Origin of the sequence: Maribacter zhoushanensis, from assembly GCF_029350975.1 — a bacterium.
Lineage (GTDB): Bacteria > Bacteroidota > Bacteroidia > Flavobacteriales > Flavobacteriaceae > Maribacter > Maribacter zhoushanensis.
This window is the reverse complement of sequence record NZ_JARKMR010000007.1, coordinates 26149-52169: the sequence shown is the minus strand read 5'-3', so window position 1 is coordinate 52169 and position 26021 is coordinate 26149. Positions and strand designations below refer to the sequence as shown.

Genomic DNA, 26021 nt, shown 5'->3' with positions numbered 1-26021 from the left:
AAAATAGTTGTGTATAATCAGTAATACTTACTACATTTGCATCCGCTATTTAGAGCAACAGTTCATTGAAGAATTACTGGAGAGGTGCCTGAGTGGCCGAAAGGAGCGGTTTGCTAAATCGTCGTAGGTGGAAACATTTACCCAGGGTTCGAATCCCTGTCTCTCCGCAACAATATGTTGAGAGACATATTTTTTGATAACCAATTCGGGGTGTAGCGTAGCCCGGTTATCGCGCCGCGTTTGGGACGCGGAGGTCGCAGGTTCGAATCCTGCCACCCCGACTAATTTTAATTACCCTCGTAAATCAAATGATTTACGAGGGTTTTTTCATTTTAGGTGGTTAGTGTATAGTATTTGTAGAATAAACCCGTATATGGGCTAGAACTGGATAAATATAGACCGATAAAAGCTCAAATTATACCGGTATTGATTATTCAATGAAGCTTATGGTAAAGGTTTAGAAAAAGATTTTCATTCTGTTTTCTATTGTTCAGCGTAGATATCCATAATTTCAGTGCTGAATTTCTCTCTTATAACTCTACGCTTTAATTTAAGGGTAGGGGTTAATTCTGCAGCTGCGCCATCCGCATGTACAGGTAACCATTCACGAGCTATTAGTTTAAACTTTTTAATTTGTTCTACATGACTGAATTCAGGATTGTATCTGTCAATTATTTTTTGGTATCTCTTTAGTACCTTGGGGTGCTTTGTTATTTCATCTAAACTGGTCCAAGGAATATCCTTTTTATTGCAATAACTTTTCAATGCTTCTTCTGCAGGAACTATCAATGCGGAAACAAATTTTTGCTTATCACCGATAACCATCATTTGTTCTACCAAAAACTCTTCTTTAATTCTATTTTCAATTGGTGCCGGTGCTACATATTTACCACCAGAAGTTTTAAGTAATTCTTTCTTTCTATCTGTAATTTTTAAGAATTCTCTACCCGTATCTCCTTTTACTAACGTGCCAATATCACCAGTTCTAAAAAATCTTTTACCATCTTTCTCACAAAAGACCTGAGCATTTACTTCTGGTTTTTTATAATAACCCATCATAACATTGGGTCCATGCGCTAAGATCTCACCTTCGCCTTCCCTATAGTCTCCACCTTCTTGGTCTATTATTATTTCTACGCCGTCAATAAGCGGACCTGCGGAACCTAGCATTGCTCCGTCTGGTTCCATAGTATTTACGCTTAATGTTGGTGAAGTTTCTGTAAGTCCATATCCTTCACGAATAGGAATGCCAGCTGCACAAAATACACGCATAACTTTAACCGGGCAGGGTGCAGCTCCTGTAACCACAGCCTTTACATTTCCTCCAAGGGCATCACGCCATTTAGAAAAGATTAATTTATCTGCAATTTTCCACTTTAGTTTGGTGACAAACGATAGTTTTTGATTTAGTTCGTAATTATCGGTCAAAGCCAGTGCCCAAAAGAATAGTTTCTTTTTTGTGCCATCTAGAGCCAAGCCTTTGTTGTAAATAGCTTCATAAATTTTTTCTAACAATCTAGGAACGGTAGTAAATGTTGCTGGTTGAACAGCGGCTAAGTCGCCCTCAGGACCACTTAGATTATCAGTGCCAGCAAAGAATATTTTTGCGCTTTTGTAATAGTAAACAAAAGAAACAGAGCGTTCATAGATATGACACAATGGTAAAAAGCTCAGCACATTGTCACCTGACTTAGCTTGTAAATGGGGAGAAGTGTTCAAAACTATATGCATTATATTTTTGTGCGATAACATAACTCCTTTAGGGTTTCCTGTGGTACCAGAGGTGTAAATAATGGTGGCTAGATCTTCATTTGTGACTCCACTTTTAATGGTTTCAATTTCAGCCATATGAGAATTATCAAATATATCTTCCCAGTACGGAATGTCAGATTGTTTGTCGAGGGTGTAAATGTGCTCTAGAGTTGTTACGTTCTGGCGCGAAGCATTTAATTTACTGTACAGATCACCGTTACCGCAAAAAGCTACTTTTACCTCGGCTTCGTTTAAAATATACTCATACTCGCCAACACTAATGGTAGGGTATAAGGGAATGCTTATAATACCTGCCATTTGCATGGCAAAATCTAATATCATCCATTCTGGTCTATTTTTATATACTACTATAGCAACTTTATCACCGGGTTTTAGACCAAGGTTCAATAATCCTGATGCCATATTTTCCGCAGTTTCTTTTACTTCTTGCGAACTATATGATTTCCATTTTCCAGAGGCATCTCGACCATTTATGGAATTTTCTAATGGATAATTTTCAAGTTGATGGTATAAAAGGTCAAAGAGTCTGGTCATTGCTTCTGTTTGTTTTTGCTAGTTTAAAATACGAAAATTTTACAAGAGATTTTATTTACATAACTTTCTGTATTAAGGTCTTACGAGAACATAAGACTAATAAATTCTGCTACACAGGCCGGTTTTTCTGAACCTTCAATTTCAACGGTACAGTTCCACGTTACCTTTAAACCGGTATCGCCATATTCTTCAATCTTGGCAATACCGCTTACTAATCGAAGACGGCTATCAACTAAAACGGGACTTGGAAACCGAACTTTGTTCAATCCGTAATTAACGCCCATTGTAACTGACTTTACCGAAATAAGATGTTCTAATAATTTTGAGAGCATGGATACCGACATAAAACCATGCGCAACAGGTTTTTTAAATGGGGAGTATTTGGTTGCTTTTTCAACATCTACATGAATCCATTGATGGTCTCCGGTTGCTTTGGCAAAATCGTTGATCATTTCTTGGTTTACCGTCATCCAATCGCCCTCTGGTAATGGTTCGCCTTCTAGTGCTCTAAATGCCTTAAAATCAGCTATTTCTAATTTTGCCATGTTATTTATCTTGAAGTTCCACCATCTATTGTTAAACACATTCCTGAAACAAACCTAGCTTCGTCTGATGCCAAGTATAAATATCCATAAGCAATATCAATGGGCTGTGCAACGGTTTTTAAGGGTATACTTGCTTCAATTGCTGCAAAATGCTCTTTTGGTATTTTGGCAACCATATCTGTCATGGTGAAACCTGGGGCAATTGCGTTGGCGGTGATACCGTGTTTACCCAGTTCCATAGTCCATGTTTTTGACATTGCAATAACACCTGCTTTTGTAGCGGCATAATTGGTTTGACCAAAATTTCCTCGTAAGCCAACATTAGACGCTGCACTAACTATTCTTCCATATTTGTTGGCTTTCATATAAGGTGCTGCGGCTTGGGTACACAAAAAGACACCTTTTAGATTTACGTTTACAACAGAATCAAATTCTTCCTCGCTCATTTTTTCAAGCGTCTTGTCTCTTGTAATTCCTGCATTATTTATTAAAATATCCAGTTTTCCATACTTTTCGTTTACAGATGCAAAAAGACTTTCAATAGCCGTTTTGTCAGTAACGGAGACCGCATGAAATTCTGCTTTACCACCACTAGCGTTAATACCATCTGCTACGGTTTGCCCTGCAGGCAATAAATCAACTATAATTACGGTTGCACCTTCTTTTGCAAAAAGTTCTGATATGGCTTGCCCTATACCTCTAGAACCGCCTGTTACTACTGCTATTTTGTTTTTTAATCTCATGATGTTCTATTTCGTTGTTGTTAATTTTTTTTGTTAGTAGGGTTGTTATGTTGAAAATGCTTTTTGGCTTTTGTACTTTGTGTTTTAGGTTTTAACAATCAATTTACCTTTCACCTTTCTATCGGTCATTTCTTCAAGTGCCTTGGCGGTATCTTCCAAGTTGTAAATGGCGTGAATATGTGGTTTAAGTTTTCCTTCAGCATGCCATTTCATTAAAGTCATTGTGTTTTCCATATTGGTCTTGGCACCTTTCATGGCAAAAGCACCCCAGAAAACACCTACGATTGCGGCTTCTTTCAATAGTGGAAGATTTAATGGAATTTTAGGAATATCGCCAGCGGCAAAGCCTACTACTAAATACCTGCCATTTCTGGCTATGCCTCTAAATGCCGCTTCTGAATAGGTTCCGCCAACAGGGTCATATATGACATCGGCACCTTTGCCGTCTGTCAACTCCTTTATAGAAGTTTTGAGGTCTTGAACAGTATAATTTATTAATTCATCTGCACCATATTCTTTACAAAGGGCCAACTTATCATCAGTGGAAGCAGCTGCAATAACTTTGGCTCCCATTAGTTTGCCTAATTCAACGGCTGCCAAGCCTACACCACCTGAGGCGCCTAAAACTAAAAGTGTTTCACCTTCGGCCAGATTACCTCTGTCTTTTAATGCATGATATGATGTACCGTAGGCCATCAAGAATGAAGCGGCAATAGGAAAATCCATTTGAGGTGGCTTTGGAAAGCATGCGTTAGAAGGTATTAGAACTTCTTCGGCCAAGCCGCCATGAGCTACAAAGCCAAATACTTCTTGCCCCACTTTTAAATGAGAAACTCCCTCACCAACTTCTTTGACGATACCGGCTACATCACTACCAGGGGTAAAAGGTAATTCTGGTTTAAACTGATACAGTCCTTGAATGATTAAGGTATCGGGGAAATTTAAGCCACATGCTTTTACTTCTACTAAAACTTCTTTTGCCTTTGGACTTAAATGCTCCACATCTTCCAATACTAATGAAGAAGGTGGACCAAATTTTTTACACCGTATTGCTTTCATACTTATTAAAATTCAAAAGTCAAACTCAAATACAAATTCAAATTTCAGTTTTTGTACTTCTGAATTTGATTTTTGTATTTGCCCTTGTATTTTATTATTTATTCTTCTATTATTTTTAATACCAATTTCCCCATTTTCTCACCAGAGAAAAGACGGCTATAAGTTTCCGGGAAATTTTCAATTCCCTCGTAGATGTCCTCTTTGCTTTTTAATTTTCCTTGAGCCATCCAGCCACCTAAAATTTTTGCTCCTTCAGCATATCTATCCGCATAGTCAAAGACAACCATACCGGTCATACTTGCTCTGTTTACTAATAATGATAGATAGTTACTAGGTCCTTTTATTGCGGTTTTGTTGTTGTATTGAGAGATAGCTCCGCAAATAACAATTCTGGCATTCATACGCAACCTACCTAAAGCAAGATCTAGAATTTCACCACCTACATTGTCAAAGTAAATATCTAAACCTTTAGGGCATTCTTCTTTTAATCGTTGTTTAACATTTTCATTTTTGTAATCTATACAAGCATCAAAACCCAATTCATCAACAACGTATTTGCATTTATCCGCTCCACCTGCAATACCTACAACCTTGCAACCTTTAATTTTAGCGACCTGACCAACAATGCTACCAACGGCACCTGCTGCACCTGAAACTAGAACAATATCACCTTCTTTTAGTTTGCCTACCTCTGTAATACCAAAATATGCTGTCATGCCCGGCATGCCTAAAGTGCCAATATATGTTGGCAATGGTGCTAGTTTTGGGTCTACCTTATAATACCCATCTGCATTTGTGGCAATGTATTGTTGTACACCTGCATAACCTGCTACATAATCACCGACCTTAAAAGTAGGATGGTTGTTAGCTTCTATCACTTGGCCAACTGAACCCGCTCTCATTACGGAGTTAATTTCCATAGGCGGTATATAAGATTTTGCTTCGTTCATCCAACCACGCATTGCTGGATCTAGTGATACATAATGCTGCTGAATTAAAACTTCTCCTTCTTTTATTTTAGGAATAGGGTTAGATACTAATGACCATGTAGAAGCATCAGCATCACCTGTTGGTCTTTTTACAAATAATAATTGTTTGTTCATAAGTTCGTTATTTTATAATCATTCCGATACTGTGACAGCACCCGATTTGCTTTTATTTTAGTTAGTTGCGTATTATTTTTTCTTGCTGGAAAAACTTTCTACGTAGGCTTTCATTTTTGATCGAATTTCTGGTTTCCACCAGAGTTCTGCTGCTTCTTTTAGAGAGTTTTTACCATTTACATCTAATTTTTCAAGCAGATGCTTTCTAATTTTCGCTTTGGTATTTCTCCAAATTTTCTGGTCTGCTTTCATGTAAAGTCGCATTTGTTTTTCAGCACGACCCAAAACATCTTCAAATGGAACTAATTCATCTACCAAGCCGGCAGATACTGCTTCTTTACCAGTCAGTAATTTACCTTCTAGAATATATTTGCTTGCCAAACCATCACCCATCCAAAAAGCATATACTTCTGTCAGGTTTTGACTAATTTGAATATTTACGGCAACCTCGTTGAGACCTATAACATATTTCTCGCCATCTGCCATGTAACGATTATCACTGGCAACTGCCAATACACATCCGCCAGCAGGAGAATAACCGGTTATCGCAGAAATAAAAGGTTTTTCAAATTGTACCAGCTCTAAATACAGACTACCAAAGGCAGAGAAGAAATCGCTAATTTGATTTTTGTCGTATTGAAAAAGTTCAATCAAGTCTAAACCTGCTGAAAAATAATGAGGTTGACCAGAAAGTATCACACCTTTTACCTGGTCATTTGCAGCTATAGATTTGAAGATTTCTCTCATTTCTGAAACCATTTCTGCATTAATGGCATTTACTTTGCCACGATTCATTTGTACTATAGCGTACTCATCTTTATATGTAATTTCTAATGTCTTCATAATTTTATAAGGATGTTCCTCCGTCTAATGTTAATGTTTGTCCTGTCATGAATTTAGAATTGTCAGAAGCTAAAAAGCAAATACCTTCTGCAATTTCATTGGCTTCACCAAATCTTTTCATAGGTATTAATCTTTTCAGTAAATCTCCCATATCAGGTCTGGCTCCTAGTAATTGATCTAATAGTGCAGAATGAGTATAACCAGGGCACACCGCGTTAACGCGTATGTTTTTACTGCCATATTCTAAAGCTGCCGATTTGGTCATGCCCACCACTGCAAATTTACTTGCACTGTAAGAGAGGTTGTTTCCAGAAGCTTTGAGTCCGGCTAAAGAAGCTACATTGACTATATTGCCATGACCTTGCTTTGTCATTTGTTTAAGAGCGGCCTGCATGCAGTAAAAAACACCTGTTTGGTTTACAGCTATTACATTGTGCCAATCGTCATGGGTATGTTCTGCGGTTTTTAATTGATGTTTACCACCAATACCGGCATTATTGACAATTACATCAACACGGTCATAGTTTGAGACTGTTTGTGAAATTAAATGTTCAACCTCGTTAAATTTTGTAACATCGGTTTTTTGGGCGGATGCCTTGCCGCCATTATTTTTAATTTCTTCGGCAACTTTTTCTGCATTTTCCAGATTGATATCTGAAACTACTACTGTTGCTTGGCGCTCACCTAAAAGTTTAGCCGCTGCAGCCCCAATACCGCTTCCGGCACCAGTTATGATTACTACTTTATCTTTTAAATTCATCTATTTTATTTTAACCTTGGTGTTCTAAGTTCTTGTTGTAAAACTCAAATTTTCAATCGCACTGAATTAATCTTGAATCTTGTAAAGATTGATCTCTTAAATGTGTGGGATAGCCTTCAGCTTTTATCATCCCTAAAAAATCAGCTGTTGAATTGTATTTTACTATGAGTATTTTATCCCACAAAGCTTCATCTTCAGGTCCTATTAATGTTCGTTGAGGTTTTCCTAAATAAATAATTTCAGCATTCGCTTTTTGAAAATACGGCATGGCAGCTTTCATATATACTTTATATGATTCTGCTCCAGTTAATCCGGTTTCTTCAACGCTGTCTTTGAACTTTAGCAGATTAATCATTACCACAGGTTTGTCTGTAGGTAATTGTGCAAAAGCCCTTAATTGTTCTTTGTTAATTTTGTTATGTGATGTTGTTTTCAAATATTCTAAAATAAATTGTCTATCCGTTTTTTTTGAATTGCTTCCCAAGCCGTTTTACAACACAGCTCTGATGCTTTGTTGAGATGGGCAAACTTTGGGTCGTTCGTATGCCCATGTTTGTAGCGATAATATATTTGTTGGGCGATAACTGCAATTTTGAACAAGCCGTAGGCATAATAAAAAATTAGGTTATCTATATTTCGCCCACTTTTCAATGCATATTGTTGAACAATCTCTGCACGAAGGGGATTACCTTTCATAACCGTCGGTGATTGTAGCCCCTGTTTCATAAAATCTGGATCTGCATACGTTGTCCAATACCCTAGAGAGGTACCTAAATCCATTAGAGGGTCTCCAAGGGTACACATTTCCCAATCTAGAATTGCTGCAATTTCTTTCCAGTTATTGTCTTTAAAAACCACATTGTCATATTTAAAATCATTGTGTATTAAAGTGTGATCGTAGGTTTTAGGCTGATTTTCTGCCATCCATTTCATTACTTTTCCTGCGGTAGGGACATCATCTGTTGCGGCAGCTAAATATTGTTTGCTCCAATTGGTTACTTGTCGCTCCACATAACCTTCTGGGCGTCCCAAGGTTTCTAATCCTGCTGCTTTATAATCTATTGCGTGAAAAGCTACAAAAGTATCTAACCAAGTGTTTGATATGGTTTTGAATTCTGGTGGGGTAATTTGACGTTTGTGTGCTTCTCTAGCGGTTAGGATAATACCTTCTACCTTGCTCATGATATAAAATGGAGCACCTACTATAGTGGTTTCTTCAGTATATGTAAAGGCTTTGGGAGTTTTATCGAATACAGAATTCAAATTTGATATAACCTTGTACTCCCTGCTCATATCGTGCCCACGTTTTGGGGCAGCAAATGGAGGACGGCGCAAGACGTATTCCTTATTTTCAATTTTTAAAAGATAGGTAAGATTAGAAAAGCCATTGGCAAATTGTTCTACTTGAAGTTGGCTTTCAGTATCTGCAATTAGATTGTGCTCAAGAAGAAAATTCTTAAGATTGATTTGATGTAATTCTTCACCTTCTCTAACTGGTTTTATATTCATATTTCTATTTTCTTTCCCAAGTAGGAGGGAAGCTTTAAAGTTTTGATTGTCTACCGAATTTATTTGGCATATTTTTTAATAACATTTTTACCTAGCTGACTCATGTGTACTTCATCTGGGCCATCTGCCAACCTAAGTGTTCTGGCAGCTGCATAAAAATGAGCTAGAGGAGTGTCGTTGCTAACACCCATACCACCTAAAATCTGAATAGCTCTGTCAATTACTTTTAAGGTCATTTTTGGGGTGACAATTTTTATCATAGCTATTAAATCTTTTGCCTCTTTGTTACCTAATCTGTCCATTTTATCTGCAGCAGAAAGTACTAGCAATCGTGTTTGTTCTATTTCACAGGCAGAACTGGCAATATCTTGTCGTATGCTACTGTAGGTATCTAATGTTCTGCCAAAAGGCTTCCGTTTCGTAGTACGCTCTGCCATAATTTCAAGAGACCTTTGAGCCATACCTATAAGGCGCATACAATGATGAATTCTACCAGGTCCTAATCTACCTTGGGCAATGGCAAAACCTTGTCCTTCACCTACCAATAGGTTTTCTTTTGGAACGCGAACATTTTCCAGTAAAATTTCGGCATGCCCTTCTGGAGAATCAGAATAACCAAAAACTGGTAAGTGTCTTATGATTTTTAAACCCGGTGTATCCATAGGAACTAAAATCATGCTTTGTTGTTCGTGTCTTGGGGCGTTAAAGTCTGTCTTTCCCATTACAATACTAATTTTGCAATTAGGGTCCATAGCACCAGATGACCACCATTTTCTGCCGTTAATGACATACTCATCACCATCGGCAACAATAGAGGTTTCAATATTTGTAGCATCAGAAGATGCAACTTCTGGTTCTGTCATTAAAAAAGCAGAACGTATTTCGCCATTCATCAAGGGCTTCAACCATTGATTTTGCTGAGCGGGAGTGCCGTATTTAGCAAGCACTTCCATGTTTCCCGTGTCAGGGGCGTTACAATTAAATATTTCGGGAACCCATATGGTACGACCCATTATTTCTGCCAATGGGGCATATTCTAAATTTGTTAATCCCGGGCTCAGTTCTCCGTATGTTTTAGGTAAAAAAAGATTCCATAAACCCGCATCTTTTGCTTTTTGTTTTAAGCCTTTTAAACCTGGCCATTTTTTCCAGGCATTTTCCGGATTGTGATGAAAAGCATCTACTTCATTCTCTATAGGTTGTATGTGTTCTTTTACAAAAGCTAGAACTTTTTGCTGTAATGCAATTGCTTTTTCACTGTGTTCAAAATTCATAATGCTTTCTATCTTATTAGCTTTTCTTTTTTCAACTTAATACATAGTACTGAGTACTTTTATCCTGAGATTAAATAACCGCCATCTACGGCATACGTACCACCTGTCATATACGAACCTGCATCTGAAGCTAGGAGCATTACAACTCCCGCTAACTCATCTGGTACTGCAATTCTTTTCAATGGTACTACCGCTTTATAACCTGCAGCCAATTTATCATCTGACCAAAGCGCTTCACTTAGTTTAGTTTTTACCAAGCCAGGACATACTGCATTAGAACGAATACCATGTCGACCCCATTCTTTTGCCTGATTTTTTGATAGCATTATTAAAGCTGATTTGGTAACACTATATAGCCCAAGTTTAAAACCGGGGTGTATACCTTCAACAGAAGCAATATTGATAATACTGCCACCACCTTGCGCCTTCATGTGCGGGTGGGCTAAATTTGAAAGTAGCCAAGGCGCCTTTACATTTACGTTCATTATTTTATCAAAAACCTCTGTGTCAGAAGCTTCTAAGGGTCCGTAGTATGGATTAATGGCCGCGTTATTTACCAAAATGTCAATTCTGCCATATTTTTCTATGGTCTTGTTTATTAAAGCTTCGCACTGCTCTGGATCACCAATATGACATGCTATGCCTACGGCTTCAAAACCAGCTTCTTGGAGCTCTTTTGCTACAGCATCAACAGCATCTTGTTTTCTACTGCTGATAACCACCTTTGCTCCGTTTTCAGCTAATCCTTTTGCTATAGAGAGTCCTATTCCTTTACTAGAACCTGTTATAATCGCTACTTTTCCTGTAACATCAAATTTTTGTTTTATACTCATTTTATACTATTGGTTGCTACTTGTTTAATTAAATAATGACAGCAGTAGGGCATCTTTATGAGATGCCTTTTTACCTACGTTCAAGTTAATGGTTAGTGCAGTATATTATGCAAATACTTCTTTATCGGTGCCTATGGTTAAGGCTTCCTTATTATTCTTTAATATTTCAGCTAGTCCTGAAGTTTTTGGTAGCTCATATTTGAAGTAAAACTGCATGGTATGTATTTTACTTTCGTAGAATTCTGTGCTATGGTCTTTAGTTCCGGTTACTAGTGCATTTTGTGCTTCTCTGGCTAAATCTAACCATAACCAACCTATTAAAATGTTACTGAAAAATTCCATAAACGGAGTAGCATCGGCTAAGAAACGTTGGTAATCACCTTTCATGGCAAAGCCCATTAACGATTGTAATACCTCTTGTGTTAATTCTAATTTAGAAGCTAATTTCTTAGCATAAGGAGCTAAGGAATTATGAGCCATACTAGCTTTTATTGAGTTTTTAATTTCTTCGGATAATAACTGTAGAGCTTTACCATTGTTCATAGTTATTTTTCTACCCAATAAATCTTGAGATTGTATGCCCGTTGTACCTTCGTACAATGCAAAAATTCTGATATCCCTCAGGTATTGTTGTAATATATAATCTGAACAGAAGCCGTACCCGCCTAAAACTTGTACGCCATTATCTACAGATGCTTTACCCATTTCTGAAGGATAGGTTTTAACTACGGGAGTTAAAATTTCTAATAGTAATCTATATTTTTCTCTTTCTTCTGCTGTTGTACTTGATAATGAAAGATCTTGATATTTAGCCGCTAAAAAGATAAGACTTAAAGAACCTTCTGATACTGCCTTTTGTAGCAACAACATTCTTCTTACATCTGGGTGGTTTATAATCAGTGTTTGCTCTTCATTGGCATCTTTTTTACCGGTACTTGTCAGCTTGCGCCCTTGAGGTCTTTCATTTGCATAATTTAAAGAAGCATGGTAAGCCGCCGTAGCAATTGCTGCACCACCCCTACCAACACCAATTCTGGCGCCGTTCATCATTAAAAACATATATTTAAGCCCTTGGTGAGGTTCGCCAACTAACCAACCTTTACAATCTTCTTTATCACCAAAAAACAAGTGTGTGGTACAATAGCCTCGCTGTCCCATTTTCTGGAAATCAGCTACTGTAGTAACATCATTGGGCGTTAAACCTCCATCTTCTGTAGGTCTCTTTTTAGGAACTACGAATAACGAAATTCCTTTAGTGCCTGCAGGAGCTCCTTTTATTCTTGCTAAAACTAAGTGTACAATGTTTTTAGCACCTGTATAATCTCCTCCAGAGATAAATATCTTTTGTCCGTGTATTTTATAAGAGTCGCCATCTGGCGTAGCAGAAGTTACAATATCAGATAATGAACTACCGGCTTGTGGTTCTGTTAAACACATAGTACCGCCCCAAGTTCCTTCCATCATTTTTGGTACATAGGTTTCGTTCAGTTCCTTATTTGCAAAATGAGTTATTAATTCGGCAGAACCTACTGTAAGACCAACATAACCTGGTAAATGATTATTGGCTGCTTCTTGAATAAATGCAGAAGCGTTCAATACCATTTGCGGTAATTGCATACCACCATCTTCATAAGAAAAAGAGCCAGAAATAAAGCCCATTTCACCAGCGGCTTTCATGTATTTATTTACCTGAGGATGCACAACAATTTCGCCATCTTTAAAATGTGCAGGTTGCTCATCCATTTCTCTGAAATATGGAAATAATTCTTTATCGGAAAAATCCTTAACAGAATTCAAGAGCATCTCTATAGACTCTTTATCATACTCCGCATATCGTTCTTGATCAAGAACTTCTTGCACGTTATGTACTTTATATAATAAAAATTTGAGGGTTTCTAAATCTACATATTGGTTTGCCATATCTAATTTTGTCTTTGAATTTATCGTACGACAATTTAGAATTAATTCATATGAAACTTATTAAACCAGTTTAATAAAATAAAAGTTTTAAGTTAAAATTTTACGATTATGATAATTTAGAAGGTGTAAATTGAGGTTAAAATGAGTAGTTCTTAAAATAATTGGCTTTATTGCGAAATGCTAATTCGCTTTCTAATCTTGGAAAGTCCAACAGGGGTTAGCCCTAAATATGAGGCGATTAAGTACTGTGGTACCCTTTGGAGTAGATCCGGTCTTTTTTCCAATAATCGCAAATAGCGCTCTTCATTGGTTCTATTACTTAATCTCTCAACGCGAGTAAAAATTTTCATAAAGGCTTCTTGCATTGATAGGCGACCAAAACGTTCTAATTGGTGCGATTTTTTAAATGAGTTTTCGCCATCGGTCTTTAGTATGGCATAAACAACGGTGTTTTCAGAGGCTTTTAAATAATAGTCAGAAGGTGTTTCTTTTACATATGCAGGTAAATCTGTAAAGAAGATATCTTCTGTATAGAACTCAAGCACTTTTTGCTCACCCTCTTCTAATTTATAATAGTAAATACAGCCTTTTGCAACATAGTAAAAGTGCTCTACCATTTGCCCGGGAGAAATTAGGGTGTCACCCTTCTTAACATCAATTCTTTTATAATAGCCTAACCAGTGGTTTAAAAGATCTTCGTCAACCTCTGTATACGAAAGAATTTTATTTTTAAGATTTTTAAGATGATCTATGGTAGCGGATACAGTCATTATTTATAAATACCTTTTGGGACTTTATAAATATAAGAATTTTGTTGAATTAAGAAATTTCTTAATGAGAGCGTTTAAAGAAATAACTGAGATTCTTCAAAATAAATGACCGATCCGTTTACCTATTAAATTGAAATTAAAAACATTATCATTTGCTATTGGATTCTGTATATTTTATTTTTTATTTCCACCAAAACTATATGTTAATTTAGCAATTACCCTTCTGCCAATAGAAGGCATGTTAACCAAAGCTCTGTATTCATTATCAAATAAATTTTGAGCCGATAAATCTACTGCCAAACCATTATTAAATACGTAGCCAATGCCCGCATCTACTAAGTTTTTTTCTTGTACTTCACCAGAAAACTGTCCGGCACTAGCAGTAAAGGCATCATCATGTTGAAAAGATACGTTGGCTCTAATTCCTTTTTCTTCTCCATAATTTGCTCCTAATCTATATTTATTTGCGGGGGCATTTAAAAAGGTAGTAAATGGGGCACTACCGTCACCTTGTTCTCTTTCAAACTGAGAAGCGTTCACCCAAGAATAGTTGCCGAAAAAAGTTAACTTATCCGATGCAAAATATTGCAGCCCTAAATCTGCGCCATACCTTGTATAAGGAGCATCAAAAACTCTGTAACCAGCGGCAACATGTAAAATACCATCATCTTGTGGTACTCTATTGGTTTCTACACTACCAGTTGAATAAAAGTTTGGTACTAAAGCGGCTGTGCCTGCGTATGCTTGCGAAACTACTCCTGTTGCTATTTCTTGAGATAAGCCTGCTTCTACTAATGCGCCAATTAATTCACCAGTCTTCGCTAAGAAAGGATCTTGACTAAAACCATTTAAACCAATTAAAGGAGCAATTGCTGTAAAGTCAAAACCACCTCTTTCTGTAATAGCATATAAATCTAGAGAAGCAGAAAATTTATCGCCTATAATACCTTTGTAACCAATTTCATATGTCTTTGAGGTTGCTATTACTCCACGTACCGTATTGGTTAAATTATTATTGGGGGCACCACCTTCTAATGCATTAATTCCAAGAAATGTTCCGTTATTTCCTGTTGGGCTATTAGCTAAAACACCTTGAATATCATCAATAAAATCTTCCAAACCGTTAGCTTGCATAGCTGCCAATAATGATCCTGCCGCAAATTGATGTACAAATTCATTTGTAAGTCCTCCGGTGCCTAATAGTTCTTTAGGTAATTCTTGCGGAAGAGCTCCTGCAAGAGGCGTTAGTGCTTCAATAGGAATACCGGTCGCCGCACTTATACCAGCAGCCGTTACATTATGATTTAAAAATTCGATACTTGTTGCATTATCAAACGAATGAATATCATTTGATCCGGCTAACCAAAAATCAAAAAAGCCTGGAACAGGAGAATTTACTGGGAAATCGTAATTCCATTCGGAAGCAGAAGGAGAGAAACTAGCATTATTAAAAGAAGCTCTAAACGTATGTTTTGGACTTGCCTTATAAACTAAAGCAATTCTAGGGGCAATGGCAGTTTCGTCAGGGATATTAAATTTATCAAAACGTCCTGCCAAAACTAAATCTAACTTTTTTGCCAATTCAAATTTACCCTGTGCATAAATACCGAATACTTTATAGTCATCATCGTTTTCATTTCTACCATGCACCAATCCTTCAGTTTCTGTTTTAGTGAGACGGTAATCTGACCCAACCGTAAAATTCGCATTTAAAAATTCAGGAATATCAAAGTTATATTGTAATTGCCCTTCGTATTGTTTCAGGGCTAGTGGGGTTCTGTTTCCTGTTTGATATAAAAATATAGGTCTGTCTTCAGGGCCAAAATTAGTGTGTGTAGTATAAATTTGAGCAAACAAGCCACCTTTTTGCATTCTTGCTTGTCCCCAAACTTCTTGTGGTTGTGATAAGCCCTCGCCTAAATCATTGTAAAACACAGAAGAAGATTGATTTAATCCACCTGCTACTATGATACTTAAATCATCTTGCGGACGGAATTCTAATGTTACATCTGAGCCCATATTCCAATAATAATCTTGCATCACATTTCCATCTGCTCTAGGTGTCAATTCTAGTAAAGTTTTACCTGGTACTCTATTATCTACAACACCTTCAGAAGTTAAGGCAGGTTGTATAATAGTAGATTGAAACTTATCTATTTGTCTTGTGAAAGTGCCATCAGCTGCAGTTGTGCCTTCAGAACCATCAAGTGTAAATTCATCACCACGGTTGTATTGTAGATTTATTTTGAAACCGAATTTATCAGAAACTTTAGTAGCATGTCTTAAAGCAGCACCATATGTATTTAATTCACCACCATAAACTTGAAGTGTGGTTCCAGGTTTATCTATAGCACTTTTAGTAATAAAGTGGATAACACCAGAAGTAACACCAGGACCGTAAAGAGCAGAACCCGCACCTCTTACTACCTCAATTCTTTCTAAATCAATATTACTAAGACCAGATTTATCTGATTGAAATGTATTATTTCCAGGAGCCACCAAACTTCTATAGTCCTTAATAGGAAAAACTCTTGTGCTAAAGGTGCTCGCAGCCGCTCTCATTTCAAAATTCATTCTAGAGCCAGATTGCTGTTGAACGGTAACACCAGGTACATTTACCAAATTTCTAGCGGCATCAATTTGTGGTGAGCCAACCAATTTTTTAGCCGAAAGGACGGTTACAGAGGCAGGAGCTTCTTGTACTTTCTCTCTTCTTCGTGATGCAGATATTACAACTTCGTCAACAATGAACGCGGTTTGTTTTAAATCGTATTTTAAATTGGTACTTGCAGTTGTTATCGGTACAATTTTAGAAGCATAGCCGGCATAACTTATTGATAAATTCCAAGGTAAAGGTTCATTGCTAGTTATGGAAAACTTACCGTCATAATCTGTACTTGCACCGGTATTTGTTCCTTGAATTATAACGTTGGCACCAATTAAGGGCTCGCCTATTTCAGTATCCGTAATGACTCCAGAAATAGTAGTTTGTGCTTTAAGAGCGACTGTTGAAAAAGCAAAAATTGCCAATGTTGTTAAGAGGAATTTTTTCATTTTGGTTGATTGGTTTAATGTTCGCCTTAATATATGTTAATTATTGAATAATTAAATTAAACTAGTTTAATAAATTAATTTAATAATATATATATTATAATTTTATGTAATTTATAATTTATATGTTCTTTTAGTGATTTAAATTAAAACTGGCCATTTGTATTTTTTATATGATTTTACAGTACAGCATTAGGCTGTGGTATCTATTTAGTTAAAGAAAATTGTTCTGAAGATTTAAAGAATGGGTATGGCTTAAAGTGTAGAATAATGTAAAAAATGTGAAATACTAATACCGCATTAAATTATAGCTATGTAAAAGTTTGTCTTAAATTTCAATTATTGATTTACCGGAATATAAAACCTCGTGGATTCACCACGAGGTTTTTTGTATGTACTAAATTGGTAATGGTTGTATAAATTACAATGTTTTATTTTTAGACAACTTCAAAGAGCCCTGCAGCACCCATTCCGCCACCAACACACATGGTAGATACAACATATTTGGCACCACGTCTTTTACCTTCTATCAAAGCATGGGCAACCATTCTAGAGCCTGACATGCCGTAAGGGTGACCAATAGAAATAGCACCGCCATTAACGTTCATTAATTCATTAGGTATACCTAACTTCTCTTGGCAATACAATACTTGAACGGCAAAAGCTTCATTTAGTTCCCATAGTCCAATATCACTCATTTTTAAACCATGAGTTTTTAATAATTTTGGAATGGCGTAGACAGGACCAATTCCCATTTCATCTGGCTCACAACCGGCAACGGCAATACCTCTGTAAATTCCCAATGGGGTTACACCACGTTGCTCTGCCAATTTAGAATCCATTAATACACAGGCAGAGGCACCGTCAGACATTTGGCTAGCATTACCGGCAGTAATGGTACCACCTTCATTGACCAAACGCAAACCAGCTAGACCTTCTGCTGTAGTTTCAGGTCTGTTGCCTTCATCCTTATTTAAATAGGCAGGATGAAATCTCATTTCTTTGGTTTCCTTGTCTACAATAGCCTTGACCGTTTCAATTGGAATGATCTCATCATCAAATTTTCCAGCTTCTTGCGCAGCCGCAGTTCGCATTTGAGATTGAAGTCCGTAAGCATCCTGCGCTTCGCGGCATATGTTATAACGTTTGGCAACCACTTCTGCAGTTTGTAACATAGGCATATAGACATCTTTATGTACCGCCTTTAATTTTTTGTCTACCATATGAAATGTATTCATATGGTCATTTTGCACCATAGAAATAGATTCCACACCACCGCCAATGGTAATGCTCATGCCATCATGTAAAATTTGTTTTGCCGCGGTTGCAATTGCCATCATACCAGAAGAACATTGGCGGTCAATGGTCATACCAGAAACAGTAACAGGTAAACCACCGGCTAGGGCGGCCATTCTCCCAATATTCATACCAGAGGTCCCTTGAGGTAAGGCACAGCCCATGATTACATCATCTATTTCTGCGGGGTCTACGCCTGCACGTTTTACGGCTTCGTGAATAGTCCAACCTGCCATAGTAGGCGTTTGGGTAGCGTTCATAGCCCCTTTGTAGGCTCTACCCATTGGAGTTCTAGCGGTCGATACAATAACTGCTTCTTTCATTTTTTGGTTTTAAGTTTTTTACATGTTTATAAATAGTGCTGAGACCAAAATCTTTAAGCTATTTATTAGAGATTAATTGAATATGCCTTCAATGATTTTACAAGTCATTAAAGAATATTCGCTTGCAGATTTTTTTAAAAGTAGTCTAGACTTATTAATGGCAATGGTAGATAAACATTGATAATTAATCAATATTTTAACATTATATCGTTGATTTAATATAATAGTTTAATGAAATCGTGTTAATTCATAAGTTATCGTTCAATTGAACTACTTGCTATTTTAAATATTTTGGTGTTTTTAAATGTATAGAGCGTAAAGTTTTTATGACATAAACTTGGCGAAGCATGCAATGAGTTTAAAAAAGTAAAGTCAGGTTCTTCTATATTATTTTTAAAAGGGAATAGGTTTAACCATGAACTTTTGTTTTTTTTATACCTAAATTGTTCCACTTACAATCAGTTATTATACATGCAGACAATTAAGGAATTAATAGAGTTGATAACTCTAAATAAAATAGGCGATACAATATTTGAAGGTGAAAACTACCAAGCACCCTGGGGAAGGGTATTTGGAGGTCAAGTACTGGCGCAATCATTACATGCCGCATATCAAACAGTACCAGAAGATCGCATTGCACATTCATTACATGGTTATTTTATTTTAGGAGGAGACTTAAGATATCCTATTCGTTATGAAGTGGACACTATTAGAAACGGAGGTAGTTTTACTACCAGAAGAGTTGTGGCGAAACAAAATGGAGTGGCTATTTTTAATATGGCGGCTTCTTTTCAGGTAAAAACAGATGGGGTCAACCATCAGTTTCCAATGCCTAATTTAATTCCACCAGAAAAATTGACCACCAGCTTAGAACAGGTAGAAGAGATAAAAGAACTGCATCCTACTGCATATAAAAGACTTAAAGCAATACAACCTAAGGTGTTTGATTTTAAGCCGGTAGAAAAATTTACCACACAGTTGGTAGAGAATGGATCTCCTTTTTTTAATACTTGGTTAAAAACTTCGGATAGGTCTGAAATTAGTTTGCCAATGCAACAACAATTATTAGCCTACGCATCTGATTATAACTTACTAACAACAGCAACCTTGCCACACCGAGAGGAATTGAATAAAGGAGAAACTTTTTACGCGAGTTTAGATCACGCTATTTGGTTTCACAGAGACTTTGATATTACAAAATGGTTGTTATATAGTATGGATAGCCCAAGTGCATCTAACTCTAGAGGTTTTGCTAGAGGTAGCGTATACGACAGAAAAGGTGTTTTGGTAGCCTCAGTTGCGCAAGAAGGTTTAATGCGACAAAGTATTTAGTAGATTCATTTGCTATCCCAGATATAACTATCAGTATTTTTTAGAACTAAAAAACCAAGTCAATGTTAAAGTTGACTTGGTTTCTTAATTTATATTAAGCATGGGTAAAAGTCAAATAAAGAGGCTTTATTTCTTTTCATTAAGACTCCAATCATATTCTTTATATTTAATTTTAGCTTTTGCAGCTATTTCCAATTCTGTATAAGGATTAATAAACTCCACAAGTTTACCATTTTTAAAATCTCCCTTGTACCATTTAAAAATTCTAGATAATTCTAAATTTTCTTGATTAATAGTATTGTTGTTTGAATTAATAAAACCTAAAGTAGCTTTTTCTAATTGTGCTTCTAATTTTTCTGGATTATATGCTTCATTAATAAGTTTTGGACATGAGGTTGATGCGCAATTGATGGCGAAATGAATACGAGGCTCATTCATTTTTCTTAAAATACTATGTTCTAATACACCTAAAGACAATTCTTTATCTCCAATTTTAATAAAATCCGTAGCCCAAGGTTTGTCAATATCTTTAATGCTCTTAGTTGGGTAATTTCTTAAAATTAAAGCTATCGTATGTGCATTATATAAATTAATATAATAGGCCAATTGTTCTTGAACAGACCAACCATCTGTAGGCACTTGTTTTGATAAGCTATTTAAATAGTTGTCTAATTTACTTTTGTCTTGTAAAAAGCCCTTATAATCTACATTGCCATTATCGGCTACATGTTTCTGTAAAAGAGTGTTCCATTCGGTATGATCAATTTTTGCTGTAGAATTAAATGATATAGAAGATAAATTTCCATTTACTTGTTTTGTGGGTAGGCCTTTTCCATTTAATCCAGCCATAGAAATAAGACCAAATTGGTTGTTGAGTATAAAAAATGCACTCATAAATAAAGTAACGGTGCCTAAAATTATTATGTTTTTCATGGATATATAAATTTTATATTTTGTCTTTGTGTACATCTACTTTAATGGACGTAAAATAAAATAAACCTGACAATATTAATTCTGTTTTAAAATTATAGCCCTCATTTCTATTAGAATTAAACAAACCAGTTTAATCAAAATCTTTATAGTATTTCTAATAAGTATGTTTAACTGTACTGCACAACTGTCAGATTTAGCAAAAATGGATTACACACGCCTTCGTAAAGGTAGTTCTGATGTTGGTTATATTCGTACTCGGTTTTTAATAAACTTTCCTATGGCGAAACCATTACTATTTTTGATGCGGAAGCTATTGAGAATTTCCATTTGTTAGATATTATTTTGGTTAAACTTATAAGCTAAAAAGTGATTGATATTTTGGTGCTCGTTCTTCGGTTGGCTATTGTTCTAATTTGCTTAGAAAACTTTCGGTGGAAGATGCTGTATTTGCAGATTATATTGTTAGATAAAAGATAGGAGGGAAAGTAGTAGTACCTTAAAATAGACGTATTATTTATCCAAACCCTTTAGTTGTTGGAATTTTACCCTAAGTAGTCATACAAAATAGGTGTACCAAAGACTATTTTACAAGATTCTTTATCATAAAAATTTAGAATTAAGATTGTCGCAGTGTTAGATGGTTTTACCGAAAATATGCAAAATGACCTTTTAGTTAATAGCAATGAATATGCACAAACAGCAAATATGTTTTTAATAATACCAGGCTTGCGATATGAATACAAAGCCAAAAACATATTCTATACCATCGCGTTTTATAATCTTTTAAAGAGGTGATTTACTGACTGTCCTGTTTTTCAAAAAGATTAAGATTTTCAAATATACTTATAAGGTTTAGATACGGCACCTATACTTGGACATTCCGAGTAGGTCAATTATGATAAACCAAAAGAATTCTGTTTTACAATTATCTTTAATTTACCGCCAATAGCAGCAGTGTTTATGCTCCAAGTTATCTTATATGTTAAATTCTTTTCTTGTTGTGCATGGGTTAAAAGAAAGTCTTATAATTGGTTTGAATTTACTTATTAAATAGTTCACTACTTACATGAATATAAAACCCTGATTATTAAATTTATAGATTAGAATTATGACTAAAGTTAAAAATAACAGGTTATTATCTATTGATGTATTGAGAGGCTTTGATATGTTAATGATAATATTTGCAGATCGTTTTTTTATAGAGTTACACGAAGGTTCACAAAATAAGTTTACAGAGGTTTTAGCTACACAATTTAATCATCCAGAATGGTTTGGTTTTCGTTTGTATGATATCGTAATGCCGCTTTTTTTATTCTTGGTTGGTGTGGTTATTCCTTTTTCTTTAGAAAGGCGAGTTCAAGAAACGGGTAACACCTCTTCACTATATAAACATTTTATTAAGCGCTTTATAATATTATTTATTTTAGGGTGGGTAGTACAAGGAAACCTATTACATTTAAATTTAGAAAATTTTAAAATTTATAGTAATACGCTACAAGCAATAGCCGTTGGTTATTTGTTTACATGTATTGCTTATATGCATTTAAATAAAGACGGGAGATATTTTATTTTTGCAATTTGTCTTATTCTCTACACACTTATATTAGAGTTTTCACATATACCAGGAGCAGGAAACAGTGAGTTGTTACCTGATAAAAACATTGCTATTTATATAGATAGGTTATTTTTTGGTAGGTTTGATGATGGCTACCAATCTACTTGGTTGTTAAGTGGATTAGGTTTTATTGCTACTACCTTATCTGGTGTATTTGCAGGAGAATTATTAAAATCTCAATTACCAAGAAAGAAAGTAGCATACAGCCTTGTTTTAATTGGTGTTTTAGGGATTATTTTGGGGTTAGTTTTAAATTTTTGGCACCCAATTGTAAAGAAATTATGGAATAGTTCTTTTGTTCTGACTTCTTCAGGTATTTGTTTTTTGCTCCTTGCTATTTTTTACTGGGTTATTGATATTAAAGGTTATATAAAATGGGGCAAACCTCTAAAAATAATAGGCATAAACGCTATTACAGCTTATGTACTTTCTCATGTAATAAATTTTGCTACCATTGCTGATCAGTTGTTATTTGGCTTAAAACAATATACAGGACCGTTTTATGAAACCATTATAGTTACTGGAGGTTTTCTAATTCTCTACGCATTACTGTGGTACATGAATAAGAATAAAACATATATAAAAATTTAGATCCTTCATAAATAGTTGTCCTTTGTATAAACAGTTTATTTTTTATATCGATTTCATAATATAAATGAGTTTTAAAAAAAGATTACTTAAAAATTTTACATGCACTTAACACTTTAAAAATCATAACATTCTTCCTAAATATGAAAAAACAAATCATTTATCTGTATATTCTTGTTCTAAGCTGTTTTTCTTGTATAGACAGGGAGCCAGCTTTAGTTGAAGTGTTTTATGAAACTGATAATGATGAATTTATAAATCCGGAGAGAGGTTTTTATAGACCTTTTGGAACTTCAGCGAGTAATTATGAGCCGTTAGAAGAACAAATTTTATTTAATTTGAGAAATCCTAACCCGGCAGCTGGTGGTTTTTCTGTAGGGAGTTCACTTACCTATAGGTCTTATCAATTAGATCTTTTTAAAGACAAACCCATATCTCATGAAATGTTAATTGCAATTCAAAAAGATATGGACATAATACGTAAGGTAGGTAACAAACTAGTTTTGCGCTTTTCTTATAGCAATTCTTGTTGTGAGCCTCCTTTTAAAGATGCACCTAAAAATATTATTTTAGAACATTTAAATCAATTAAAATCTATTTTAGAGAAGAATAAAGATGTTATTTCTGTAGTTCAAATGGGATTGATAGGTCCATGGGGAGAGCAATTTTATTCTGATTTTTTTGGAGATTTAGAACATGGTCCCGTAACTGATCAAAATTGGTTAGACCGTAATGAGGTTATAGATAAACTATTAGAAGTTGTCCCGGTATCTAGAATGGTTCAAGTACGTGCGCCGTATTATAAATTACGAGCAATGGATGGCGTAAAAGCACATCCGGAAAAGACTAACCCGTTAACCATAGATAATGCTTTTAACGGCAGTAAAATAGCAAGGCTTGCGCATCATAATGATTGTATTTTAGCAAATTATGATGATTATTGGACCTACAATTCCTTTCATGAATGGCCAGCGGTAAGTGATACATTAAACTTGAAAAAATATGTGGCTAAAGAAACTAAATTTCTTGTTTTTGGAGGCGAAACGTGTCCAGGAGGAGATAATGGCGAAGATGTGTATAGCCCATATAACGATTGTGATGCTGAAGGTGGAGGTGCTCAAACTTATTTAAAACGCTTTCATACTTCTTTTTTAAATACAGCATGGTCTGGAGCGGTAAATGGAGATTGGACAAATAAATGTATCGATGAAATAAAAAGAAATTTAGGATATAGATTTGTAATTAAAAGAGGAGTGTTTCCTAAAGAAGTATATAACGGTGAAATGATTAATATCGAATTGGATATTGTTAATGAAGGTTATGCATCAACCTATAATTACAGATTTGTAGAACTAATTCTTAGAAATAAAGAAAATCAAAAAACATTTAAAACTAAAATTGATAGTGACCCTAGATATTGGTTTACAGATGAATTACAAGATATTAAATTAAATATACTTTGGCCAGAAACCTTACCTAAAGGAAACTATGAATTATATTTAAATTTACCAGATCCAGAACCAACCATATATAATCGTCCAGAATATTCAATTCGATTAGCCGGTAAATTAAATACTAATTCTATATGGGAACCTTCAACAGGTTGGAATTTGTTGTATTCTGATATAAAAGTTAAGTAGTTAATTGGTTTTTATAGAATATTCAAACATAACTTATATTTCATTTCTAAAATAGAAAGGTAAAATATACGGTGAACAATGGTTTGCATTCTTTATTTAATACTTCGTCTTATCATGTTTAGAAGCCCAGTTATTAAACACCTCTACAGCTTCTTCTTGTAGCATTTGTTTAAAGTGAATTTGTCTCTCGTCCATGCCTACTTCAAGTTCATCATAAATAAATTGGTCATCAAAATCTATAGCTTTTGCATCAGCTTTATCACAACCATAGTATACAGCTTTTGGTCTAGCCCAATATATGGCACCAAAGCACATAGGGCATGGCTCGCAAGAAGTATAAATAATACAATCTGTTAACTGAAACGTATTCAGTTTTTTACAGGCATCTCTAATAACTACCATTTCTGCATGTGCAGTTGGGTCGTTGGTTGAAGTTACCTTGTTATGACCTTCGGCAATAATTTCTCCGTCTTTGACAACAACGGCACCAAATGGTCCTCCTGCGTTCGAGTTCATTCCCTTTGCTGCCATTTCAATGGCTCTTCTCATAAAAAACGCGTGATCTTTCATCATATTTATAAAATTGTAATTGTAAAAATTCATTAATTGGGGGTGCAAATTACGCCTTTTATATACAATTATAGGTACAGGTTTTTTGGAACGAGAAAGTTCTTTATTGGCAATTGTTAAAAGAATTATGAAAGATTTTCATTTTACTACGACTTAATTTAAAACCAACCAATGTTAAAAAGATTAAGAAAATCTATTTATCAAGGCAATTTTAGCAACTATAGCTTTTAAAATTTAGTCAACTGTCGTGTAAAGTAACTCTGTTGAATTAATAGCTTCTGCATACTATTGATAATCAGTAATATTGGTTTTTGTTAAAATGAAATATTGAAAGCAATTACAAAATATTGGTTCTTAGAAGGCTTTAGTCTTTTTAAAAAATTAGGGATGCCCTCTATGATGAAACTCTGCAATTTATTGGAGATGGATCATGTAGATAAAGGTAACATTATTGACATAGGTCAAAGGGATAAAAAATGCATCTTTTTTTTAAAAAATGGATCTGTTAAAATATTGGACTCTGATAATGACATTGTAAAGTATGTCGTGAAAAAGGGAAATATTTTTGGGGAACTTTCTATTTATGATAAAGATAATTCGTCTAAAGAAGTAGCCATTGCTCTAGAAGACGTAGTAATTTGTTATATAGAATCTGATATGATGGAAGGGTTAATGGAAGAGTATAAGTCTTTAAAAAATGGCCTTTTAAAAATATATGGTCTACGTATTAGAAAGTTGGAAACAAGACTGCAAGACCTATTATATAAGGACAGTAAAACGAGAATTACTGAATTTATTAAAGCTTATATAGAAGAGTTTGGTGAAATAGAAAATGATAGGGTAGTGGCAAAAAACTTACTCTCTCATAAAGACATTGCCAACTTGACCAATACCTCTAGGCAAACTGTAAATAATGTATTGAGTATAATGCGAAAAGATAATGTCATTGACTATGATTCAAAATTTATATCGTATTCAAAAAAATAGATATAACTATTTAAACACAA

Annotated in this window: 21 protein-coding genes and 2 tRNA genes; 6 read left to right on the top strand and 17 right to left on the bottom strand. The window is 35.2% G+C overall.

Features of this window, described 5'->3' with window-relative positions; translation table 11 throughout:
* The first annotated feature begins 78 nt into the window (after positions 1–78).
* Together PXD56_RS16640 and PXD56_RS16635 are read left to right on the top strand one after the other, a co-directional pair.
* Positions 79–167 (top strand) — tRNA-Ser (locus PXD56_RS16640).
* A 39-nt stretch (positions 168–206) separates the two neighbouring features.
* Positions 207–281 (top strand) — tRNA-Pro (locus tag PXD56_RS16635).
* A gap of 202 nt (positions 282–483) precedes the next feature.
* On the opposite strand, the gene PXD56_RS16630 is transcribed toward PXD56_RS16635, so the two are convergent.
* The 15 genes from PXD56_RS16630 to PXD56_RS16560 form a co-directional block, all read right to left on the bottom strand.
* Positions 484–2307, bottom strand: a complete 1824-nt coding sequence (locus PXD56_RS16630; RefSeq protein WP_276494462.1) for an AMP-dependent synthetase/ligase — start codon at positions 2305–2307, stop codon at positions 484–486.
* A gap of 80 nt (positions 2308–2387) precedes the next feature.
* Entirely contained in the window at positions 2388–2852 is a 465-nt protein-coding gene (locus PXD56_RS16625) for a MaoC family dehydratase (RefSeq protein WP_276494461.1), read from the bottom strand.
* A 5-nt stretch (positions 2853–2857) separates the two neighbouring features.
* Entirely contained in the window at positions 2858–3595 is a 738-nt protein-coding gene (locus PXD56_RS16620; RefSeq protein ID WP_276494460.1) for an SDR family NAD(P)-dependent oxidoreductase, read from the bottom strand.
* 84 nt (positions 3596–3679) lie between these two features.
* Entirely contained in the window at positions 3680–4654 is a 975-nt protein-coding gene (locus PXD56_RS16615; RefSeq protein WP_276494459.1) for an NADPH:quinone oxidoreductase family protein, read from the bottom strand.
* A gap of 98 nt (positions 4655–4752) precedes the next feature.
* Positions 4753–5757, bottom strand: coding sequence for an NADP-dependent oxidoreductase (locus tag PXD56_RS16610; RefSeq protein WP_276494458.1), 1005 nt, complete (start codon positions 5755–5757; stop codon positions 4753–4755).
* A 72-nt stretch (positions 5758–5829) separates the two neighbouring features.
* Entirely contained in the window at positions 5830–6600 is a 771-nt protein-coding gene (locus tag PXD56_RS16605; protein ID WP_276494457.1) for an enoyl-CoA hydratase/isomerase family protein, read from the bottom strand.
* Between the two features lie 4 nt (positions 6601–6604).
* On the bottom strand, positions 6605–7360 hold the full coding sequence (locus PXD56_RS16600) for an SDR family NAD(P)-dependent oxidoreductase (RefSeq protein WP_276494456.1): 756 nt from the start codon (positions 7358–7360) through the stop codon (positions 6605–6607).
* Between the two features lie 52 nt (positions 7361–7412).
* Positions 7413–7796, bottom strand: coding sequence for a hypothetical protein (locus PXD56_RS16595; RefSeq protein WP_276494455.1), 384 nt, complete (start codon positions 7794–7796; stop codon positions 7413–7415).
* 5 nt (positions 7797–7801) lie between these two features.
* Positions 7802–8869, bottom strand: a complete 1068-nt coding sequence (locus tag PXD56_RS16590; RefSeq protein ID WP_276494454.1) for a phosphotransferase family protein — start codon at positions 8867–8869, stop codon at positions 7802–7804.
* A gap of 59 nt (positions 8870–8928) precedes the next feature.
* Positions 8929–10143 (bottom strand): acyl-CoA dehydrogenase family protein, encoded by a 1215-nt coding sequence (locus tag PXD56_RS16585; protein WP_276494453.1) that lies wholly within the window; start codon positions 10141–10143, stop codon positions 8929–8931.
* 59 nt (positions 10144–10202) lie between these two features.
* The gene (locus PXD56_RS16580) at positions 10203–10976 is read right to left on the bottom strand and encodes a glucose 1-dehydrogenase (protein ID WP_276494452.1); all 774 of its coding nucleotides are present in this window, start codon (positions 10974–10976) and stop codon (positions 10203–10205) included.
* A gap of 105 nt (positions 10977–11081) precedes the next feature.
* The gene (locus PXD56_RS16575; protein ID WP_276494451.1) at positions 11082–12896 is read right to left on the bottom strand and encodes an acyl-CoA dehydrogenase family protein; all 1815 of its coding nucleotides are present in this window, start codon (positions 12894–12896) and stop codon (positions 11082–11084) included.
* 167 nt (positions 12897–13063) lie between these two features.
* Positions 13064–13666: a Crp/Fnr family transcriptional regulator gene (locus PXD56_RS16570; RefSeq protein ID WP_276494450.1), complete on the bottom strand. Its 603-nt coding sequence runs from the start codon at positions 13664–13666 to the stop codon at positions 13064–13066.
* A gap of 174 nt (positions 13667–13840) precedes the next feature.
* Positions 13841–16720 (bottom strand): TonB-dependent receptor domain-containing protein, encoded by a 2880-nt coding sequence (locus tag PXD56_RS16565; protein ID WP_276494449.1) that lies wholly within the window; start codon positions 16718–16720, stop codon positions 13841–13843.
* A gap of 434 nt (positions 16721–17154) precedes the next feature.
* Positions 17155–18336 carry an acetyl-CoA C-acyltransferase gene (locus tag PXD56_RS16560; protein WP_276494448.1) on the bottom strand — a complete coding sequence of 394 codons (1182 nt, stop codon included), beginning with the start codon at positions 18334–18336 and terminating at the stop codon, positions 17155–17157.
* Between the two features lie 471 nt (positions 18337–18807).
* Here PXD56_RS16560 and PXD56_RS16555 point away from each other — a divergent pair, with 471 nt between their 5' ends.
* Entirely contained in the window at positions 18808–19668 is an 861-nt protein-coding gene (locus PXD56_RS16555) for an acyl-CoA thioesterase (protein ID WP_276494447.1), read from the top strand.
* Between the two features lie 126 nt (positions 19669–19794).
* Here the strand turns inward: PXD56_RS16555 and PXD56_RS16550 are convergent, their stop codons facing one another.
* Complete coding sequence (locus tag PXD56_RS16550) at positions 19795–20601, bottom strand: DUF547 domain-containing protein (protein WP_276494446.1); 807 nt, start codon at positions 20599–20601, stop codon at positions 19795–19797.
* A gap of 1108 nt (positions 20602–21709) precedes the next feature.
* On the opposite strand from PXD56_RS16550, the gene PXD56_RS16545 reads away from it, so the two are divergent.
* Together PXD56_RS16545 and PXD56_RS16540 are read left to right on the top strand one after the other, a co-directional pair.
* Positions 21710–22807 carry an acyltransferase family protein gene (locus PXD56_RS16545; protein WP_276494445.1) on the top strand — a complete coding sequence of 366 codons (1098 nt, stop codon included), beginning with the start codon at positions 21710–21712 and terminating at the stop codon, positions 22805–22807.
* A 140-nt stretch (positions 22808–22947) separates the two neighbouring features.
* On the top strand, positions 22948–24444 hold the full coding sequence (locus tag PXD56_RS16540) for a DUF4832 domain-containing protein (RefSeq protein ID WP_276494444.1): 1497 nt from the start codon (positions 22948–22950) through the stop codon (positions 24442–24444).
* 96 nt (positions 24445–24540) lie between these two features.
* Here PXD56_RS16540 and PXD56_RS16535 read toward each other — a convergent pair whose 3' ends face one another.
* A complete protein-coding gene (locus PXD56_RS16535; protein WP_276494536.1) occupies positions 24541–25014 on the bottom strand; it encodes a nucleoside deaminase in 474 nt (157 codons plus the stop codon).
* A gap of 327 nt (positions 25015–25341) precedes the next feature.
* Here PXD56_RS16535 and PXD56_RS16530 point away from each other — a divergent pair, with 327 nt between their 5' ends.
* The gene (locus PXD56_RS16530) at positions 25342–26001 is read left to right on the top strand and encodes a Crp/Fnr family transcriptional regulator (protein WP_276494443.1); all 660 of its coding nucleotides are present in this window, start codon (positions 25342–25344) and stop codon (positions 25999–26001) included.
* Positions 26002–26021 lie beyond the last annotated feature (20 nt).

Excerpts from the sequence above, each read along its gene's own strand:
- PXD56_RS16630 (WP_276494462.1), bottom strand. The coding sequence starts at position 2,307 with ATGACCAGACTCTTTGACCTTTTATACCATCAACTTGAAAATTATCCA.
- PXD56_RS16625 (WP_276494461.1), bottom strand. The coding sequence starts at position 2,852 with ATGGCAAAATTAGAAATAGCTGATTTTAAGGCATTTAGAGCACTAGAA.
- PXD56_RS16620 (WP_276494460.1), bottom strand. The coding sequence starts at position 3,595 with ATGAGATTAAAAAACAAAATAGCAGTAGTAACAGGCGGTTCTAGAGGT.
- PXD56_RS16615 (WP_276494459.1), bottom strand. The coding sequence starts at position 4,654 with ATGAAAGCAATACGGTGTAAAAAATTTGGTCCACCTTCTTCATTAGTA.
- PXD56_RS16610 (WP_276494458.1), bottom strand. The coding sequence starts at position 5,757 with ATGAACAAACAATTATTATTTGTAAAAAGACCAACAGGTGATGCTGAT.
- PXD56_RS16605 (WP_276494457.1), bottom strand. The coding sequence starts at position 6,600 with ATGAAGACATTAGAAATTACATATAAAGATGAGTACGCTATAGTACAA.
- PXD56_RS16600 (WP_276494456.1), bottom strand. The coding sequence starts at position 7,360 with ATGAATTTAAAAGATAAAGTAGTAATCATAACTGGTGCCGGAAGCGGT.
- PXD56_RS16590 (WP_276494454.1), bottom strand. The coding sequence starts at position 8,869 with ATGAATATAAAACCAGTTAGAGAAGGTGAAGAATTACATCAAATCAAT.
- PXD56_RS16585 (WP_276494453.1), bottom strand. The coding sequence starts at position 10,143 with ATGAATTTTGAACACAGTGAAAAAGCAATTGCATTACAGCAAAAAGTT.
- PXD56_RS16580 (WP_276494452.1), bottom strand. The coding sequence starts at position 10,976 with ATGAGTATAAAACAAAAATTTGATGTTACAGGAAAAGTAGCGATTATA.
- PXD56_RS16575 (WP_276494451.1), bottom strand. The coding sequence starts at position 12,896 with ATGGCAAACCAATATGTAGATTTAGAAACCCTCAAATTTTTATTATAT.
- PXD56_RS16570 (WP_276494450.1), bottom strand. The coding sequence starts at position 13,666 with ATGACTGTATCCGCTACCATAGATCATCTTAAAAATCTTAAAAATAAA.
- PXD56_RS16565 (WP_276494449.1), bottom strand. The coding sequence starts at position 16,720 with ATGAAAAAATTCCTCTTAACAACATTGGCAATTTTTGCTTTTTCAACA.
- PXD56_RS16560 (WP_276494448.1), bottom strand. The coding sequence starts at position 18,336 with ATGAAAGAAGCAGTTATTGTATCGACCGCTAGAACTCCAATGGGTAGA.
- PXD56_RS16555 (WP_276494447.1), top strand. The coding sequence starts at position 18,808 with ATGCAGACAATTAAGGAATTAATAGAGTTGATAACTCTAAATAAAATA.
- PXD56_RS16550 (WP_276494446.1), bottom strand. The coding sequence starts at position 20,601 with ATGAAAAACATAATAATTTTAGGCACCGTTACTTTATTTATGAGTGCA.
- PXD56_RS16545 (WP_276494445.1), top strand. The coding sequence starts at position 21,710 with ATGACTAAAGTTAAAAATAACAGGTTATTATCTATTGATGTATTGAGA.
- PXD56_RS16540 (WP_276494444.1), top strand. The coding sequence starts at position 22,948 with ATGAAAAAACAAATCATTTATCTGTATATTCTTGTTCTAAGCTGTTTT.
- PXD56_RS16535 (WP_276494536.1), bottom strand. The coding sequence starts at position 25,014 with ATGAAAGATCACGCGTTTTTTATGAGAAGAGCCATTGAAATGGCAGCA.